At 37.4% G+C, this 19,146-nt stretch carries 14 protein-coding genes; 9 read left to right on the plus strand and 5 right to left on the minus strand.

Translation table 11 applies throughout. From position 1 onward, the window contains the following. The first annotated feature begins 49 nt into the window (after positions 1-49). Positions 50-2,266 (plus strand): GW domain-containing glycosaminoglycan-binding protein, encoded by a 2,217-nt coding sequence (locus JL53_RS02515; protein WP_126300115.1) that lies wholly within the window; start codon positions 50-52, stop codon positions 2,264-2,266. Between the two features lie 169 nt (positions 2,267-2,435). Here the strand turns inward: JL53_RS02515 and JL53_RS02520 are convergent, their stop codons facing one another. Next, a complete protein-coding gene (locus JL53_RS02520) occupies positions 2,436-3,722 on the minus strand; it encodes a condensation domain-containing protein (protein ID WP_003718539.1) in 1,287 nt (428 codons plus the stop codon). Positions 3,723-3,835: 113 nt separating this feature from the next. Here JL53_RS02520 and JL53_RS02525 point away from each other — a divergent pair, with 113 nt between their 5' ends. Then, the gene (locus JL53_RS02525; protein ID WP_003718540.1) at positions 3,836-4,342 is read left to right on the plus strand and encodes a DUF2004 domain-containing protein; all 507 of its coding nucleotides are present in this window, start codon (positions 3,836-3,838) and stop codon (positions 4,340-4,342) included. A 50-nt stretch (positions 4,343-4,392) separates the two neighbouring features. On the opposite strand, the gene pbp4 is transcribed toward JL53_RS02525, so the two are convergent. Continuing rightward, a complete protein-coding gene (gene pbp4 / locus JL53_RS02530) occupies positions 4,393-6,429 on the minus strand; it encodes a penicillin-binding protein PBP4(5) (protein WP_038406663.1) in 2,037 nt (678 codons plus the stop codon). A gap of 170 nt (positions 6,430-6,599) precedes the next feature. Here pbp4 and JL53_RS02535 point away from each other — a divergent pair, with 170 nt between their 5' ends. The 3 genes from JL53_RS02535 (at position 6,600) to JL53_RS02545 (ending at position 8,900) form a co-directional block, all read left to right on the plus strand. Then, complete coding sequence (locus JL53_RS02535) at positions 6,600-6,926, plus strand: hypothetical protein (protein ID WP_038406664.1); 327 nt, start codon at positions 6,600-6,602, stop codon at positions 6,924-6,926. Between the two features lie 132 nt (positions 6,927-7,058). Continuing rightward, on the plus strand, positions 7,059-7,994 hold the full coding sequence (locus JL53_RS02540; RefSeq protein WP_003718560.1) for an LCP family protein: 936 nt from the start codon (positions 7,059-7,061) through the stop codon (positions 7,992-7,994). Between the two features lie 180 nt (positions 7,995-8,174). Next, positions 8,175-8,900 carry a DUF2238 domain-containing protein gene (locus JL53_RS02545; protein WP_038406665.1) on the plus strand — a complete coding sequence of 242 codons (726 nt, stop codon included), beginning with the start codon at positions 8,175-8,177 and terminating at the stop codon, positions 8,898-8,900. A gap of 25 nt (positions 8,901-8,925) precedes the next feature. Here JL53_RS02545 and JL53_RS02550 read toward each other — a convergent pair whose 3' ends face one another. Genes JL53_RS02550 through JL53_RS02560 form a run of 3 tightly spaced genes read right to left on the minus strand, consistent with a single transcriptional unit; the run spans position 8,926 to position 13,194 of the window. Beyond that, complete coding sequence (locus tag JL53_RS02550; RefSeq protein ID WP_038406666.1) at positions 8,926-11,097, minus strand: transglutaminase domain-containing protein; 2,172 nt, start codon at positions 11,095-11,097, stop codon at positions 8,926-8,928. Continuing rightward, complete coding sequence (locus tag JL53_RS02555) at positions 11,094-12,242, minus strand: DUF58 domain-containing protein (protein ID WP_038406667.1); 1,149 nt, start codon at positions 12,240-12,242, stop codon at positions 11,094-11,096. The genes JL53_RS02550 and JL53_RS02555 overlap by 4 nt, the downstream gene beginning before the upstream one ends. Before the next feature lie 4 nt (positions 12,243-12,246). Continuing rightward, complete coding sequence (locus JL53_RS02560; protein ID WP_038406668.1) at positions 12,247-13,194, minus strand: AAA family ATPase; 948 nt, start codon at positions 13,192-13,194, stop codon at positions 12,247-12,249. 141 nt (positions 13,195-13,335) lie between these two features. Here JL53_RS02560 and JL53_RS02565 point away from each other — a divergent pair, with 141 nt between their 5' ends. From JL53_RS02565 to JL53_RS02580, 4 genes are all read left to right on the plus strand, one after another. Beyond that, entirely contained in the window at positions 13,336-14,931 is a 1,596-nt protein-coding gene (locus JL53_RS02565) for a PucR family transcriptional regulator (RefSeq protein WP_003718564.1), read from the plus strand. Positions 14,932-15,065: 134 nt separating this feature from the next. After that, positions 15,066-16,349: a cytosine permease gene (locus tag JL53_RS02570; RefSeq protein ID WP_003718565.1), complete on the plus strand. Its 1,284-nt coding sequence runs from the start codon at positions 15,066-15,068 to the stop codon at positions 16,347-16,349. Then, complete coding sequence (locus JL53_RS02575; protein WP_038406669.1) at positions 16,350-17,450, plus strand: S-methyl thiohydantoin desulfurase family protein; 1,101 nt, start codon at positions 16,350-16,352, stop codon at positions 17,448-17,450. It abuts the gene before it with no gap. After that, positions 17,443-18,993: a hydantoinase/oxoprolinase N-terminal domain-containing protein gene (locus tag JL53_RS02580; RefSeq protein WP_038406670.1), complete on the plus strand. Its 1,551-nt coding sequence runs from the start codon at positions 17,443-17,445 to the stop codon at positions 18,991-18,993. Before JL53_RS02575 ends, JL53_RS02580 begins: the two co-directional genes overlap by 8 nt. The last annotated feature ends 153 nt before the right edge of the window (positions 18,994-19,146 follow it).

Below are 19,146 nucleotides of genomic sequence, written 5' to 3' on the forward strand. Positions count from 1 at the left end.
TTATTTATTAAGGGGAGAGTAACTATTGGAAAATAAACGTAATTTATCGATGGGGAAAATTTTAGTAACAAGCTTCATCATTATTTTTAATATATGGATGTACTTAAATCATGGGACGAATGCGAGGGCTACAAATATCTCAACTTCAACCCCGATTAACCAGGTTTTTCCAGATCCAGCTTTAGCAGAAGTCGTTAGAGAAAGCTTGCAAAAAGCAGCGGTTACAGATGTGGTTTCACAAAAAGAGTTAAATGGAATTTTGAAAATCGACGCTGATAATAAAAAGGTTAAGTCCGTCAAAGGTATCGAAAATTTAACTAATTTAAAAGACTTATTTTTAAATGATAATGAGATAAGTGATATTAGTCCGCTTAGTAACTTAATTAATTTAGACAGTCTATATTTGGATAATAATAAGCTGGCAGATATAACCCCACTATCGGGTTTAATAAAATTAACAACCTTATCTCTAGAAGGAAATCAATTAAACGACATAATTGCGCTTGTGGGTTTAACAAATTTGCAAAATCTATATTTGAGCAAGAACCAAATAATGGATATAAGAGGATTAGCTGCTCTTAAGAAGCTAGATGTGTTAGAGTTGCATGATCAAGAACACGTGAATAAACCAATTAATTTTGAGCACAATTTAGTCATACAAAATACAGTCAGAGATGAAACTGGAACATTGATTAATCCAGAAGTTATAAGTGATGGTGGTGATTACGTAAAACCAAACTTAAAGTGGAATTTACAAGCTTACACAAAGGAAGTATTTTGTATTTTTTATCAGCCTGTCTTGATTGGAAAAGCAAAGGCAAGTTATTATGTTAGATTAACACAGCCATTAAAAGCAGTATATACAGTGAACTTCCATGTTGACAGCACAGTAATACCGGCAAAAGTAGAAACAGGTTCCCTTCTGAATGAACCAAAGACCCCAACCAAACAAGGCTATACTTTTAAAGGTTGGTACACGGCAAAATCAGCTGGACGCATGTGGGACTTTAAAAAAGATCAGATGCCAGGAACTAATTTGGATCTATACGCTGTGTTTAAAGAGGAATCCACTGAAAAAGTAGTTAATCTAACTCGCTATGTTAACAATATTTATGGGGATTCAGGAGTCTATACGCTCCCTAAAGAAGATAATTCACTAAAAAAGGGTACCCTGGTTGCGCACAGATTCAAAGCTTTAACAGTTGATCGAGAAACGCAAAGTGGTGGCGAACTATGGTATAGGCTGAAAAATATCGGTTGGACCAAAGCGAAAAACCTTTCCCTGGATAGATATGACAAAATAACAGGGGATAAAGCAATAATAGCTTATGCAAAAGTAAAAACTGCAAAGGGAAATACGGTTTGGACAAAACCGTTTAATACTGCCGGTGCCAAACAGGTAAACCCGCTTTCTGCATTCTCTGGCAAAAAACTGCGTATCTTACGCGAAGCAAAAACACCGATTTCCATATGGTATCAATTCAGTATTAACGGTAAAACTATTGGCTGGGCAGACATGAAAGCTCTTAACATCTTTTATAATCAACGTATGGAAAAAGCTGCTAATCTAACTCGCTATGTGAATATAAATAAAGCAAGTGCTGCTATCTATTCTGTTCCAGTAGAAGATGCGCCGGTGAAAAAAGGAACCCTAGCTAGCCACAAATTCAAAGCGCTAAAGATTGATCGTCAAGCAACTGTCGAAGGACAACTTTGGTACAGAATAAAAAATATGGGCTGGACAAAAGCCACTAATTTATCCACTGACAAATACGATAAAATTAAGTATAACAAAGCAATCACTGCCTATAGTCGCGTAAAAAAAGCTGCTGGCAATGCCGTTTGGACGAAACCTTATAATACAGCAGGTGCCAAGCGTGTAAAAGCACTTGCTGCCTATTCTGGAAAAAAACTGCGAATCCTACGGGAAGCAAAAACATCCAGTGCCACATGGTATCAGTTCAGCATTAATGGCAAAACTATCGGCTGGGTCGACATACATGCGCTAAATACATTTTATAAGCCAAGTATGGAAAAACGTGCGAATTTAACACGTTACGTAATTGCCCGCAAAGCTAAGGAGTTTTGCTACAAGCTTCCAGTGATAGATGCACCCTTGAAAAAAACAAGATTAACTAGTTACAAAGGAAAAACGCTAAAAGTGGATCGGCAAGCAAAAGTAGAAGGGCAACTATGGTATCGCATAAAAAGAGGTTCTACTATGATTGGATGGACTAAAGCCGCCAACCTCAGCGCAAAAAGATAATACCATTAAAGTAAACTATTAATTTTGAGCTTAAAAAGGAACCAATATTTACCAACTAATTGTTGTTGGCATTGCATTTTTAGATAGAGGAAAACACCCCGTTGAAAATCAACGGGGTGTTTCATTTTCACTGCTTGAAGACAGTGATTGAAAACGAGAAATGAATTTATTAGCTTCTTGCACCTTTGGAATTATCGGGGAATTGTTGCAACATTTTGTTCAAAAATTCAGCTTGCCAGGTGTGATCTTGTTTAGTGCCATGTAGATTTGTACTTAAGGTCAGTTCACCACGAAATGTAGTGGCAGCCACTTGGAAAAAAGGAGCGTACTTTAAAGAACCGCAAATAAAACAATCTTTTAAAATACTACCTTGGAAGATGAGTTTTTCCTCATTAATAATACCAATATTTGTAAAACTGATTTTTGGAATAGAATACAATTTTTCAGAAGCTTTTTTGGCAACAATATATGGCTTTTTCTTGAAAATGATTTCAAGTAAATAATAAATTCGTAATGCATCAAGGCTGTTTTTTTGTGGTTGAAGAGACTTTTTGACGATTTGTAGCGTGCTTTCAAAAGAAGTTAAATTATCGTTTTTAGTTATATGGCAAGTGATATTTGCAGTTAAATTAGTAATTCCAGGGACAGTATCTTTAAGTAAATATTTTCGTAAGTCTACTGGACAATCAATTGACATGGCAGTTTGATAGGTTACTTGATGAATAGTAAGTGCCATTGCTGCAAAAAGAGCATCATTGACAGTTGCTTCATGTTTTTTGGCGTAGTTGATGAAAGAAGCAAATTTTTGTTTAGATATTTTAGTCCAAATGATTTTTGGATTGTTTAAATCACCTTGGAGTGGTAGTATTGGATTTTGAATCGGTAGTTGGTCTTTTTTCTTGGTTAAAATGGCTTGCTTTTGCTTGCTGGAAAATTGGTCGAAAACTAGTTTTAGACTGCGAGAGCCGGGAATGAGTTTCACTTGATACCCGGGGTTATCAAGTGACTTCGAATATAAATCACTTAGCAAATACAGGTATTCTTTAAAACCAGCTCCATCGGCTAGCATATGATTCATCACAATAACTAGTTGGTCGGATGCTTTTGTTCGAACAATAGTTAAGCGGATTTGTGGCCCATTTTCGGTAGATAATTTTTTGACAATGGCCTGATTTACTTCCTGCTCTGGTACACTTGTTTCAATAATATCCACTAAATCGTCTGCTGAAAAAACACTTTCTTGCCAGAATGCACCTTTTTTTGTTTCTTTAAAATAACATAGAAGTAGCGGCAATTTTTGGGTAGATAGGATGACAGCTTTTTTCAATGTGGAAATATTTAAATGATTATCAAATGTGAGTACCGTATGAAGATGATGGTCATTTTTTTTATTTTCAGCAGAAATAAAATGTTTCACATCAGAAGGTTCAGCCAGGTAACTGGTGATTTTGGTCATTGCAATTCCTTCTTTCTTCAGTTTAAATGGTTGTTAGTAAGTTCCCGAAAAAAGATTAGCCGAAACTATATAGTGTTATAATGAAGCAAGATTTACTTATAGGAGGAGAGCTCATGGCACAACAACTGATTAATACAAAACTATTAGGTGAGTTAAGTTATGACACAGAGAAAGGTCTGTCAATCGATACAACGGTTTTACTGGATAATCAAGAAATAGCCATTGATTTTGATATTTTTGAAAATATTACTTTACCGGAAGATTATCAAAATATTGCGAGGTTAACAGATCAGATTTCAGTACTTTATCAAAAAGTGAAAACCGAGCTCTTGCAACAATTTGTGGAAGGAAACGCAATAATTGATTATTATTTTGAGTTTCATTTAGAGGAATTGACAGAAGATGTACTAGCGAAATTCGCGGTGGAAAATGTCGAGAATATAGCTAAAGATGACTTGATTAAAGGTTTAGTACTTTCGCACGTTTGGTTTGCTCAGAATGATAAAAATGAATTAAACTTAACTTTTGATTTTAATATAATACCGGAATATAGTGATGAGCTTTTAGTTGTTCGTTTTGATGATAAAGGCGAAATTACTGATATTGTTCATGAAAGCTAACTATGTAAAAAGGGTTGATTCTGTAAATAACAGATTCAACCCCTTTGGTATTATTTATACATACTTTCAATAACAGGTTTTAGCTTGTCGATTACGAGTCCACTGCCTCCGCGTCCTTTAACGTTTTCAATCATTCCTACCATTAAATAGTCGGGATTGTCGGCATCGAAAGCGTAGACAAAGCCGTTTTCAAGTCCATCTTCACCTTGTTTTTCTTTTAGTTCGGCGGTTCCGGTTTTAGCAGCAATGTTGTGACCTTGGATTTCTAAACCATGCGCAGTTCCGGCTGGGTCAGAAACGGTTTTGATTAGTGCGTCTTTGACTTGGTTTGCGGAAGTTGCTTCGGTTGCTTGTGTCGATTTTCCGGTTGCTTCTTTGGTGTCTAGTTTTGGATAAGGCATTTTTCCGTTGTTAGCGATGGCGGAATATGCGATTGCTTGCTGGATTGGCGACATTAATAATTCACCCTGTCCGTATGATGTATCAGCGAGTAATATATCTGAGTTTAATCCGTCATTGGAAATTTGAGCTGGTTCCATTGTGAACGGCAAGTTATACTCTTTGTCAAAATCGAATTTCTTAAGGCCGGCTGTTAGTTTATCTTTGCCGATTTCAAGTCCTTCTTGTGCGAAATAAATATTATCTGAGTGAACAAGTGCATCGGTCATATTTACTTTTGGAACATCATGGACCCGAGTGACGAAATATTTCCCCCAAGAGGAGTCTTTTTGCCATTTCAGTCCAGAAATTTCACGAACTTTGTCAGGTTTGGTAATTCCAGTATCAAGCCCAATTGTTGCTGTGATGGTCTTAAAAGTAGAACCAGGTGCGTAACGATTAGCGTATCTAGCTAGGAAGGGTAGTCTTTTGTCATCGTTATATTTTGCATAATCGTCAGCAGTAATTCCAAGTACCATTTGATTCGCATCATAAGACGGTGTACTTACTAAAGCTAATAGTTCGCCGTTTGTTGGATTAATCATTGTCACAGCACCTGTTTCTGAGCCAAGGCTATCAAAAGCTTTCTTTTGAACGGCGGCATCAATCGTTAATTTTATTTCCTCACCATCTTTACGATCGATTTTTTGTAATGTATCTTCTTGTTTTGTTTGATCATTAATGATTTTTATTTCGCCACCATCTTTGCCACGAAGCTGTTTATCATAATAACGTTCTAAGCCACTTTTACCAATGACATCACCGACTCCGAGCTTCGGATTCTTTTCAATATCTTCAGCGCTAACTTCACCAACATAGCCGATCAAATGAGAGGTGGCTTCATTGAGTGGATATGTTCGTAATTCTTTTTGAGCGTATGTTAAACCGGTTGCTTCAGGAAGTTTATCTTCATCCAGTGTCACAAGTGGGACGAAACTATCGGCTTGAACCCATTTTTGCTCGAGTTGTTTATTAATATATTCAGTAGAAATACCGAGTTTTTTACTAATAGCTTGGATGTTTTCCGTTTTCTCATCGCCTTCACCAAGCTTAGCAGGAACTATACCCGCTTCGGAAAATTGTCCTTTTGTTGCGAGTGGAGTGCCATTACGGTCAACGATTTGACCACGTGTGGCGCTATCTTCTGTGATGCGAACTTTGTCAGTTTTTACCATTCCTGGGAAAATAAGCGCTGGCTTCCAATCGATTTTCCAGTCATCATTTTGTTTAGAGATGGTTGTTTTATATTTTTGCGTGGCTAGTTTTCCTAGGCTAGTACGCATTTCAAGTTCATAAGTCAGGTTGAATTTATTTGTGTTGTCATCGTAGACAGATTTAAGATTTTTCACTTTAATATTTTCGGCACCAATTCCACCATATACAGCTTGATATTTTGCTTCCATCTCTTTAGCCGTAACTTCGACTTTTCTTAGGGAAGCAGTAGTGACGTTATTTCCTAGCTTATCGTACTTTTCTTTAGCAAGGTTTGAGGTGAAGGTCTCTGCTGCCGCTAATGCATCTCTCTCGTCTTTATGTTGATTTTGTATAAAAAAGTAAATGGCAATACCTATTAAAACAACACCAACAGCGATACTCCCGATAATAAGCGCTTTTTTGTTGCTGCTCCTTTTTCCGTTTAAATTGGCCATAATACACCCCTTAGATTCATAATTATTCAATTAATTATACCAAACGCTAGAGAGAATGTTAAAAAAATTAAGAAAAACTTTAAATTTGGTGGACATAGTTTTTTCTAATCGCTGTCATAGTTTTTTCTTATTTAATTGCTAAAGTAGTGATAACGAAAGGATGATGTTGGATGGAAGAGATGGAACAACCTGAAAAGAAAATCGTTATTCGTGGAAAAGGCATCCACAACAAATGGAAGTGGAGCACCATTATTGTTAGTATTTTTTCTGTCATTATTATAAGTGTACTTAGTTATCAGCTATATTCTGTTAGTCAAAATAGCCCCGAAAATAGCACTGGCTCAATGCGACAAGGTCCTGGTGGAGAAGGAGCCCCAAGTGGAACCCCACCGTCTTTAGAACCTGGTCAAAACTCTGGAAGTTCAGATGATGATAGTAGCACAGACACAAGCGATAATGACAGCAGTGATAGTACAAGTAGTGACAACTCGATATAATTCCCAGCCCTCTAAATGTGAGATTTTGGAGGGTTTTTAGTAATCTTTAATAAATCTTATGCAATTTGGACTCTCTTTTTTTGTCATTTTATTGTAATATATAAGTAAGTTACAATAAGTGAGGTGAGTAAAATGGCAAGACATGCGCAGAAAAAAAAGCGTCGTACGCGCAAAGGAAGAGTTTTTGTTACCATTCTATTGGCATTATTAATTTTAGTAGGCGTAGTTGCAGTTATTGGGTATTTTCAATATCAATCAAGTTTAAAAGAAGCGCAAAATGCTAGCAAATTGAAAGACTATACGTTCAACGGAGTCAAATCAGAGGGTGATGTAATAAATGTATTGCTCATTGGTAGTGATTCTCGCGGGGCCGATCAAGGCCGATCAGATAGCTTGATGATTGCTCATTACGATAATAAAACAAAAACTCCAAAACTAGTATCTATTATGCGTGATACGTATGTAGATATCCCAGGTCATGGCAAAAATAAAATCAATGCCGCATATTCTTATGGTGGCCCAGAACTTGTCCGCCAAACAATTAAAGAAAATTTTGGTGTAGACGTTGAGTACTATGTAGTAGCGAATTTTGAAGGGTTCCCTAAGATTGTTGATACACTTGCGCCAGAGGGAATCAAAATTAATGCAGAAAAAGATATGTCTAAAAATATTGAAGTAAGCATTAAAAAAGGCGAACAAGTCATGGATGGCAAAACATTGCTACAATACGCTCGTTTCCGAAAAGACGCTGAAGGAGACTTTGGGCGGATTCGTAGACAACAACAAGTATTAGAAGCACTAAAAGAACAAGCGCTTGATGTTGGGGACGTAGCAAAAATTCCAGACCTAATTGGTAAACTTCAAGGATATACTTCCACGAACATACCAACGGGCACACTAATGTCTGTTGGTTCCGATTTCTTACTTGGTAAAACAAAAACAATGGAAAAATTTGCTATTCCAGTTGAAGGTAAATGGCATAATGAACGCATTGAAGGCGCAGGAGCTGTTCTTCGTTTAGATGATATGGCTGCAAACGCCAAAGCATTACAGGACTTCCTGAAATAAGAAGAAAAGCGCGGAAATCGGCAAGCGAGATTTCCGCGCTTTTTAATATTGGAACGTGATTGTTAGATGAATTTTAGACACAAAGTAATCTCTAGAAAAACATAAATACTGTTTTATATTTCGTTTTTTGTGCAAGATAGCTTATAATGAATACATATTTGAAAAGGGGTGAAAGACTTCATGGAGAAAGTAACGAAAAAAAGGAAATGGAATTGGGCACAACTTCTTGCAATTTTTGTATTAATAACGCTCCTCATTTCAATGGTTTATGCAATTGTTAACTTGATTTCAGCACCATCTGGGACTGTTCCAGAAGGCGAAAAAACAAAGGCGGATTACTCGTTGATGCTAATGCAGTGTGTACTTGGGGTAGTGGTGCTCTTCTTGCCATCATTAATTAGTAGAAAGATGAAATTCGTCATACCAAATGCAATGTATATTGTTTTTATTGTTTTCTTATATTGTGCTATTTATTTGGGAGAAGTACAAAGTTTTTATTATTTAATTCCTAACTGGGATACCATCTTACACACGTTTAGCGGGGCAATGCTTGGTGGGCTAGGCTTCTCGATTGTTAGTTTGCTGAATAATAATGAACGAGTAACGCTTTCGATGAGTCCGGTATTTGTAGCACTGTTTGCTTGTAGTTTTGCAGTATTACTTGGTGTTTTCTGGGAATTTTATGAATTTGCAGCAGATAGCTTTGGAATGAATATGCAAAAAACGATGCTAGAAGATGGAACGATGCTTCAAGGACATGCAGCTGTTGCGGATACGATGGGTGATTTATTCGTCGATTTCCTTGGCGCATTTGTTATTGCGATTGTGGGATATTTCTCCATTCGTAAAAATAAAAAATGGATGCTGAATTTTGAATTTAAAAAAGTGGATGAAGAAGAAAAATAACGAAAAGCAGCTAACGAAAAAATTGTTAGCTGCTTTTTTGTTTGGATAAAATAGCGATTATTTGTTGAATAGAATGGGTTTCTACAGTTGTTAAGCTCTTCTTTTGTTTTGTTTTACTATAAATTAGGTTTTCGTAAGTTTTTGTTAAAATAGAGAAATTGGTTGTTTGTAATTTAGTATCTACTCGAACAGCAAATTGACGTAATGTCTCACTTGGTTGACGAATAAATCCATAAGAAGCTAGAATTCTTAGTAGTTTAGTGTAAATGATAGGGAAACTTGGATTTTTATGCAATGAACGTAGCAATAAATAACTGCGAATTCGGCGTCTGAAAACAACTGCCCAAGCAATCATTGTGAGGAGTAATCCAATAAGACTCCACCAAATCCATGAAGAGATTTTTAAAGTACTGTTTGCCGATTCTTTTTTCGTTTGCACTTTCTGAGGTGCTTCACCCGTAGAACTACTGCCAGCATCTTGTTCCGGTGTTTTTTCTGTCGTATCTGGTTTGGCAGCTTCACTTGAACTTTCGCTTGGGTTTTCCGGTTTATTAGCTGTTTCTGTTGTTGGTTCTTGGAAGTTCTCTGGATTAGAGAATGTAGCAGTCGGCTCAAAGGGAACCCAACCAGTACCTGGGAAAAATACTTCTGGCCAAGAGTGTGCATTATTATTTGTTATTGTATAAGTCGCTTTGTCGCCACGTGTCTCTTTTTTTCCTTCGCCAGGAGTATAACCTTTTGCCCAGCGTGCCGGAATTCCAAGCGTCCGAAGCATAATAACCATCGAAGTAGAAAAGTTATCGCAATAGCCAATTTGGGTTTCGAATAGGAATTGATCAACATAATCAGCGCCATTTGGTGTTTCTTTGGCGTCATCAGTACTATATGTGAAGTCACCGGATTTACTTAAATAGTTTTCAATCGCTTTCGTTTTATCATAAATCGAATCAGCATCTTTCGTCACTTTGTTAGCAAGGCTTGCGACCCGTTTTGGTAATTCGTTAGGTGTTTGGGTATATTTGGAAATGAAAGCAGCTGGTAAAGTACTGAAATCAGCACTTTGCATCTTTTCAATATCGTAAACGGGTGTTTGTAATTGTATAGTGTAATTTTTAATCGTATTTTCAGGTGTTATTTTCTCTGTCGTTAAATTGGCGTTAAAAGTGTCAACTGCACTGTTAATTGTTTGCGTTCCATATGGATAAGGAACATATTCACTGGAAGCTTCAAAACTGATTTCAGCTGTTTTCGCATCGCCAGTTGTTTCCTCGGAAAGTGAAATCGGAAAGTCATCACCAGAAGAAAATTGCTGCAATTCGGTTGATTTTTCATTAGCCCAACCCACGCCAGTATAAATTCGTTTTGATTCGACGCGCCAGTAATGACCATTATCAGTACGTGCTTTAAAAACAGTTGCATTATCTTTTTTGACAGCTCCACCAAGCTCGGTATCATCTTCACTATAACCAACCGTGCGAGTTGTATTAATTCCAAAGGCATTTCGAATGACAGGAACAGGATCTGGCCAAATGGGTGCTTTTTTGGGGAGCATCAAAGAACTAAAAACAAAGACAGCAAGTAGAAATAAAACAAAAGCATGGTAAATTAGTCCATTACGTTTCATCGAATCGGAGTTCATCCTGTTCGTTGCAGTAATTCGGCTCGTTAAAGCAAGGTGTAGCAACAAGAAACCTTCTAAAACTGTCCTTACAATTGCCCAGCTACTATTGTAATCTGTAAAAGTATTAATGACAGCAAGGTAGCTGACTGTCAAAATAAGCACACTCATAATCCGCTGTTTTCGTAAGATGCTATAAGTCGTTATATAACTAAGCAACCAAAGAGCAATTAGAAAAACAATTAGAATAAAGTCCATCGAAATATCTGATGAGCGGAATTGCACCATGTCAGTAAAACCAGTAAACGTAATTTGGAAAAAAGAATGAAACCAATTAGCAGAAAAAATTCCGTCTTTTGCATAATAAATCCCAGCGACAATGTAAATCATGACGATGTGAAGCGGGATGGTCCAGTAATATCGGATACGAATGAAAAAACTAGCAAGTGAAATGGTAATAAATAGGATAATCCAACTGGCAGTGTTCAGGTCAGTTAAATTAGTAAATGGGTAAATCCATTCTGAAATAAGTAAAATTGACAGAATGAAGAGTAACATGAGCGAGAATTTTTTCTTCATCTGCTTTCACGCTCCCATCTGCTCATCAAGCTGGCGGGTTCAAGGAATAACGTTCCGGCATCCACTATTTTCGTTTGTTCGGATTGGAAAGTAATTATTTGCAGTTGTTTATTATCCGTTAAACGAGTCACTTTTTGCATTAACATGGTGTCAATATCCGGCGTGAATAGTAGGATTTTTTCGCCATCATGTAAAGTGCTATCAAGTGACTCTTGTAAAACTAAACTTTTTTCGGGTTTAAGTTCGGCAAATGCAGTAGAAATTTCTTGTAGTTTATTTGATCCAGTAGAAAGGACGAATTTTGTTACTTTGTCGCCTAATATATTAACACGAATTTCGCCATGTTCTTCAGAAGTTTTTCGGATAAACGAGTAAGCTGCCCGTAAGGATAACTCGAAATGTGGATGATTAGCACCATAAAAAATGACGGACAAACGAGATGTGGCGCTATTTTCAAATTCTCGTGTCATTAATTGATCTGTTCTAGCAGATGACTTCCAATCAATTAAAGAAATTCGATCACCGGAAGAAAACTCACGTAGACTATGCAAGTTAGAATTTTTTTTAAGCGTCCAGAAAGCTGCATTTCGCTCGTTTTCAGGAGAAGATTCTCGGATTTTTTCTAGAATGTCAGGAAAATAGCTCGGGTAAATAGTTAATGATTTTTCGGAAGTTGTTTGAAAAGAACGTTCCAACAAACCAAAAGCATCACTTGTTTCTAAATCAATCGGCGCAAAGTTATGGATACCTCGAAATCCCACAAAGCTTTCCAATGTCACGGTGAATTTTTGCTTAAAAAGTGGATATACTAGCTGTTGGCGCGCATTCACTTTACTAAAACTGAGCGGTATTTTTTGCTGGAATAACAAATAACCCACTGGATAACGAGATTTTCGAGCGAAAGTCACTTGCATAGCTATCAAATCACCATCATGGTAGATATTTTTAGCAAAATGACGATGCACTTTCCAAGCTTTTAGTGGATAAATTGAGGATAAAAATAATACAACTAAGATAAAACTAAAAAAATACGTTAGAAACCAACTTGCTGTATCACCCTGAAACAAGGTGTATGCCCAAAGACCAGTATAAATAAGTAGCATAATAGCCCATCTAGATGCTAACAAGAGACGTTTTTTTAACATCCAATTACCTCTTTTCTACCGGAACTGACGTGTCTTTCAGAATAGAAGTAATAATTGATTCGGGTGTTTCCTCATTATAATAGGCTTCTGATTTCAAAATTAAACGGTGGGTAAAAATATGGGGGGCTAAATATTGGATATCGTCGGGGATGACATATTCTCTCCCTTCAATAAGTGCAAAGGCTTGTGCTGCTTGCATGAAAGCTAGGGAGCCGCGTGGACTAATTCCAAGAGCAATCGAAGCATGTTTACGGCTAGCATCAACTAAACGGATAATATAGTTTTTCAAAGCATCATCAATGAAAACATGCTTAGCTTGTTGTTTTAAGTCGAGCAGTTCATTTTGAGTCACGACTTGCTGGGTTTGATTGAGTGGATCTTGGTGCTGTTTTAATGTAAGTAATTGCATCTCTTCTTCAACAGTTGGGTAACCGATATTAGTTTTCAGCAAAAACCGGTCTAATTGCGCTTCTGGTAATGCGTAAGTTCCTTCATATTCGATTGGGTTTTGGGTCGCCATAACGAAAAATGGATCAGCTAGTTTGCGCGTGATTCCATCAACGGTTACACTGTTTTCCGCCATGCCTTCAAGAAGAGCAGCTTGCGTTCTCGGAGCAGTACGATTAATTTCATCTGCAAGCACAATATTGCCCATAATCGGACCTGGACGAAATTCAAAATCTCGCGTTTCTGGGTTAAAAATCGACACCCCTGTCACATCTGCTGGTAATAGGTCTGGTGTGAATTGAATTCGTTTGAAGGATACACCAATTGTTTTGGCTAAAGTACGTACCATCATCGTTTTACCGACACCGGGCACATCTTCAAGTAATACATGCCCTCCAGCAAGTAGCGCTGTTAAGCTTAATTTAATCACATGCCGTTTACCGACGATTACTTTTTCAACTTCATTTATAATTTGTTCTATTTTAATGGATGGCTCTGTAGACATAGTTTGCCTCCTGCGTTTTTAGTGTTTTTTTCATTTATGGTTTAATGCTACTATAATCAACCTAGAATGTAAAAGATTTGATGTGTTATGGACATTTTCTAAGAGATTGTTTACACTAAGACTAACTGGAGGCGAGGAACTTTGAGTGTGAAATTAGGAGATTTAATGAAATTACCATCTTTAAAAGAAGCAAAAGTAGTATCGGGGAAATCAGGTTTATCTAAGTTAGTTTCTTCTATCTCTGTTTTAGAATATACTGAAGTGGCCCTTTTAGATGATGAGTTATTTGATAATAATGAATTTTATGGTAGTGAAATTGTTGTATCTGCCTTTGTAAATATTTGCAATAATGTTGAGGCACAGTGTCGAACAATTGAGAGATTACATAAGGTCGGGGAAGTGGCGCTAATTTTATATTACGTCGGGATTTTTATTCCAAAGTTAGATGGAAAATTTATTGATTACGCGAATGAATTAGATTTTACTATTATCGTGATGCCTGAAAATGAAATGTCGTTGCGCTATAGTGAAGTGATTTATGAAGTGGTAGAAGCTATTGTGAAACAAGAAATGACGGATACTAATTTTGTGAGCGAATCACTGGAACAAATATCCAATGTCAGACCAGCTCAACGCAATATCGATACAACGCTTAAAATTCTGTCTGATCGGACGCACGTATCACTTGTTTTAACGGATAATTCATTTCAAGTAATTAACTCGATTACTTGGCCGAGAACGCGCCAATTGGATTTTGACCAAATAATTGAGGCGTCAAAACAACTAGGTGATAATGAATTAGCAACATGGATTCAAGATGAACGAACAGTTTATACAGCAAGAAAACCCATTTTTCAAGATGGTATGCAGGCAATGCACTTATTTATGATAAAAGAAAAAGACACGCTTACGACGGATGTTGCGATGCAAATTAGTGAAGTAGTCCAAGTGTTTATGAATTTATGGGGAAAGAATTATGTGGAAATTAGCACGGCTGAACTGATGAAAGCTATTTTAAATGATGAAAGCCTAAAAATGCGTCGGTTGGGGAAAATTCTAAATGTGGATGTTTCTTCTATTAAATGGATGTGGCTTGTGAAGACCGAAGAATTTCGGGATAATGAACAAGTTTTAAGTGAATTAAAAAGCTTTGTAGCTAGTCATTTTAATGTTTCTTTGATTGATTTATTTGAAAAGAACATTGTTGTATTGTTAGATAATTCAGTTGCACAGCGGGATCGGACCCATACGGCACAGACCTTTGCTGAGATGATGCTGCAGCTTGGAATGAAACTGAAAATCACAGTTTGCCAGGGTATGGAACAAACGTCAGATGTTCAATATGCCTATTCACTCGTAAATGAAAACAAGAAAGCTGCCAATGCAATTTATGCAAGGAAGCTCATTTATTCCCTTCAAGAAATTGATTTTGCGGCGAAATGTGTGGAAATTGTGGAACGCGGCGAATTGTCGATTGCAGAACATTTGCGACCACTGAAACCGATAGAAGAAAATGAAGAATTGCTTGAGACGCTCTCAGTATTTTTATTAGAAGGAGAGTCGAATTATAACCAAGCAGCAGAATTACTTTTCCTTCATAAAAATACGATTAAATATCGGATTCAACGGATAAATGAATTGTTACAATACCCGGTAACGAAAATTCCTGAGTCGTATAATCTCTATTTAGCAGTTGCTGTGAGACGATTACTTAGTGAAACGAACAATAATAATTAAAAACAGTGCAGTTTTTGTCCAAATTGACAAAAATTGCGCTATTTTTTTTTCCATTCTGATAAATACAAATGATACCTAGTTCTTATATAATTAGTCATTAATATAACTATTTCAATAAAAAGGGGCGAAATAACATGACAACGAAAAAAACAGAGCAACAAACACAATCTTGGCAAAGTTTGGCATTTGTATGGACAGGCGCAATGATTTGCGTACCGAGTCTCCTAGTTGGGGGAACACTTATTTCGGGTATGTCTCTTTGGGAAACGATTTTAATAGCACTTATAGGATACGGCGTTATTGTCTTATTTATGATATATCAAGGAATGCAAAGTAGTGACTTAGGAATTCCAGCAGTAAGCGTGGCATCTCAAGTTTTCGGGGAGCAAGGATCAAAAAAAATTATCTCCATTATCTTAGCAATTGCTTGTCTTGGTTGGTTTGGGATTCAAGCCAACGTTTGTGGTGCAGCATTTTCCCAGTTTCTAGGAATTTATGGCATTAACTTACCAGTACCTGTTTCTTCCTTGATTTGGGGAATTATTATGCTACTTTCGGCTATTTACGGTATTCGGATTTTGAGCATTTTGAATTATATTGCAGTACCAGTCTTATTATTTGTTTGTATTTATGGATTAATTGTATCGCTTAATGATGGCGGGCTTGCGATTGTACAAAATTACAAACCAGCTGGGAGCATGTCGTTTATGACGGGGCTAGCAATTACGATTGGTTCATTTGCGCTAGGAGCAGTTATTGCTGGAGATTATTCGCAGTATACTAAATCACGTAAAGATGTTGTGAAAGCAGCAGTAGTTGGAATTTTGCCATCAGGTGTCTTAATGATTGCAGTGGGTGCGATTCTTGCCTTAACAGCAGGTACAGCAGATATTTCAGTTGTATTTACTAATCTTGGTTTACCAGTACTTGGGATTATTGGTTTGATACTTGCGGCTTGGACTACCAATGCGGTAAATGCTTTTTCGGGTGGTATTGCAATTATTAATGTGTTCAATATATCTGAAAAATATCATAAAATTGCTGTTGCAGCGGCTGGCGGACTTGGAACATTACTCGCAGTATTCGGGATTTTAAGTCATTTTGTTCCAATTATGTCCGTACTTTCGGCGATGGTTCCACCGGTTGCGGGAGTTATGATTGCATCGTACTGGATCGTTCAAAAAGGAGACAAATCGAAATGGGCACCTGTTCCGGGTGTCAACTGGCTTGGTGTAAGTGCTTGGTTAGTTGGTGCAGTAATTGCAGGAATTCCTGTCATCTTGACATTTTTCCCGTCGCTACCGCAATTACCAAATCAACCGTTAATTGGAATTATCTTGTCGCTCGCTGTTTATTTAATTGGAGCAAAAGTATTAAGTAGTAAAACGACCAATGTAGAAAATTTGGAGGGAAAATAAATGCGTTATTTAGATGAACAAGCTATTGAAAATATTGCGATTGGAGCCGCTTTTTTAGGAACTGGTGGGGGTGGAGATCCATACATCGGTAAAATGATGGCACTAACAGCTATTAAAAAATATGGGCCAGTACAACTTTTATCTCCAGAAGAAATTGCGGACGATGATTATTTTATTCCTGCAGCGATGATGGGTGCACCTTCTGTACTTATTGAAAAATTTCCTAAAGGTGACGAGTTTGTCCGCGTTTTTGAAAAGTTAGGAAGATACTTAGGTAAAGAAGTAAAAGGAACATTTCCAATGGAAGCAGGTGGAGTTAACTCAATGATTCCGATTGTTGTGGCGGCTCAACTAGGCTTGCCACTAATTGATTGCGATGGTATGGGGCGTGCTTTTCCTGAACTACAAATGGTAACTTTCCACTTAGACGGCGTTTCAGCAACACCAATGGCGATTACCGACGAAAAAGGAAACATTGGGATTATGGAAACTATTGATAACAAATGGACTGAACGTCTTGCTAGGGTGACTACTGTCGAAATGGGTGCGAGTTCACTTGTTAGTTTATATCCTTGTGATGGAGCGCAAATTAAACAAAGTAGTATTAAACATATCGTGACACTTTCCGAAGAAATTGGCAAAGTGATTCGAGAAACTTCTCTAGATGAAGCAGATAAATTACAAAAATTAATAGATGTAACGCATGGTTATCATTTATTTGAAGGGAAAATTATTGATGTGGTGCGCGAAACTCGTGCAGGCTTTAACTTTGGTAGAGTAAAAATTGCTGGTTTAAATAAAGATACGAATAGCGAAGTAATAGTCCATTTCCAAAATGAAAACCTAGTCGCAGAGAAAAATGGAGAGCCGATTGCAATAACACCAGATTTAATTTGTATGGTTGATTTAGAAACATTAATGCCAGTCACGACGGAAGCACTAAAATATGGTAAACGAATTCGCGTGATGGCACTTCCTGCAGATAAAGCTTGGCGGACAGAAAAAGGAATTGAGACAGTTGGGCCACGCTATTTTGGCTATGAAGTTGATTTTGAACCATTAGAAGAACTTGTACAAAAGGAGGAACGCCGCCATGTATAAAATAGGAATTGATGTTGGTGGTACAAACACAGATGCGGTTATTTTAGATGAAAATCAAAAGCTCATCCATAGTGTCAAAATGCCAACAAGTGAAGATATTGAAACAGGAATTACCGAATCATTACATCGTGTCTTAAGTGAAACGGGAATTGATCGTTCGAAAGTAACACATGCGATGCTCGGAACAACACAGTGTACAAACGCGATTGTAGAGCGCAAAAAACTGGCAAAGGTAGGCGTTTTACGTTTAGGCTATCCAGCAACAGCATCCGTTTTACCATATACAGCTTGGCCAGAAGATATGGTAAGCTTTTTATCGGGAAAATATAAATTAACTGGTGGCGGCTATGAGTATGACGGTCAAGTGCTATCCGAAATTAATGAAGAAGAAATTCGTGCAACTTTGGCTGAATGGAAAGGGGAAGTCGAGTCTGTTGCAGTTGTAGGCGTCTTTTCTTCCTTGAAAAATGACCAAGAATTAGCAGTTCAACAAATTATTACAGATGAACTTGGCGCAGATATTCCAGTATCCATTTCATCTACAGTTGGTTCCGTTGGGCTAATTGAACGTGAAAATGCAACCATCTTAAATGCAGCCCTCTTCAAAGTTATTGCGGCAACTAGTAATGGTTTTGAAAAAGCACTCGAGCAAGAAGGAATTGAACACGCAGAAATCTATCTGTGCCAAAATGACGGAACATTGATGTCACTGAATTATGCAAGGCAATTCCCAATTTTAACAATCGCTTGTGGACCGACAAATAGTATCCGCGGCGCATCCTATTTAGCCGGATTGAAGGATGCGATGGTGCTCGATGTTGGCGGTACAACTTCGGATATCGGGGTACTTACAGACGGATTTCCTCGTGAGTCTTCACTAGCGGTTGATGTTGGAGGAGTAAGAACTAATTTTAGAATGCCAGATATTATTTCGATTGGTCTTGGCGGCGGTAGTATCGTTCGCGAAAATGATGGCGAAATCACGATTGGTCCAGATAGCGTCGGTTACCGGATTTCTGAAGAAGCACTCGTTTTTGGTGGGGAAACCTTAACAACTACGGATATCGCCGTTCGTCTGGGAATGGCAGATATTGGTGACGCGAAATTAGTCGCACATATTCCAACCGATTTTGCTGAAAAAGCATATGAGAAAATCGCTCATATGACGGAAGATGCGATTGATAAAATGAAAACGAGCTCGAGTAACGTGAATCTTGTTTTAGTTGGTGGTGGAAGCGTGATTATCCCTGACGAAATCACAGGTGTAGCATCGATTTTCCGTGATAAAAACGGACCAGTTGCTAATGCGATTGGCGCGTCGATTTCACAAATCAGCGGACAATATGAGCAAATCTATATTTATTCACAAATCGAACGTGAAGATGCGCTGCAAGATGCTGAACAAAAAGCAAGAGAACAAGCTAGACTTGCTGGAGCAGTGCCAGATACGATTGAAGTTGTAGAAGTAGAAGAGATACCACTTGCTTATCATCCAGGTAATGCGACTAGATTACGGGTGAAGGTTGTTGGAAATTTGGTATAAAAATAGCACCTCCAATTTAGAAAAAAATTGGAGGTGTTATTTTGATAAAAAAATCCGAATAAAAAACTACTTTATTAGCGAGAATATTCACAAAATGCTCACAAATAGTCAGCTGTGATAATGCTATACTAAAAGCAGAAATATATACAGAAT

This window comes from Listeria ivanovii subsp. londoniensis (assembly GCF_000763495.1).
Classification (GTDB): domain Bacteria; phylum Bacillota; class Bacilli; order Lactobacillales; family Listeriaceae; genus Listeria; species Listeria londoniensis.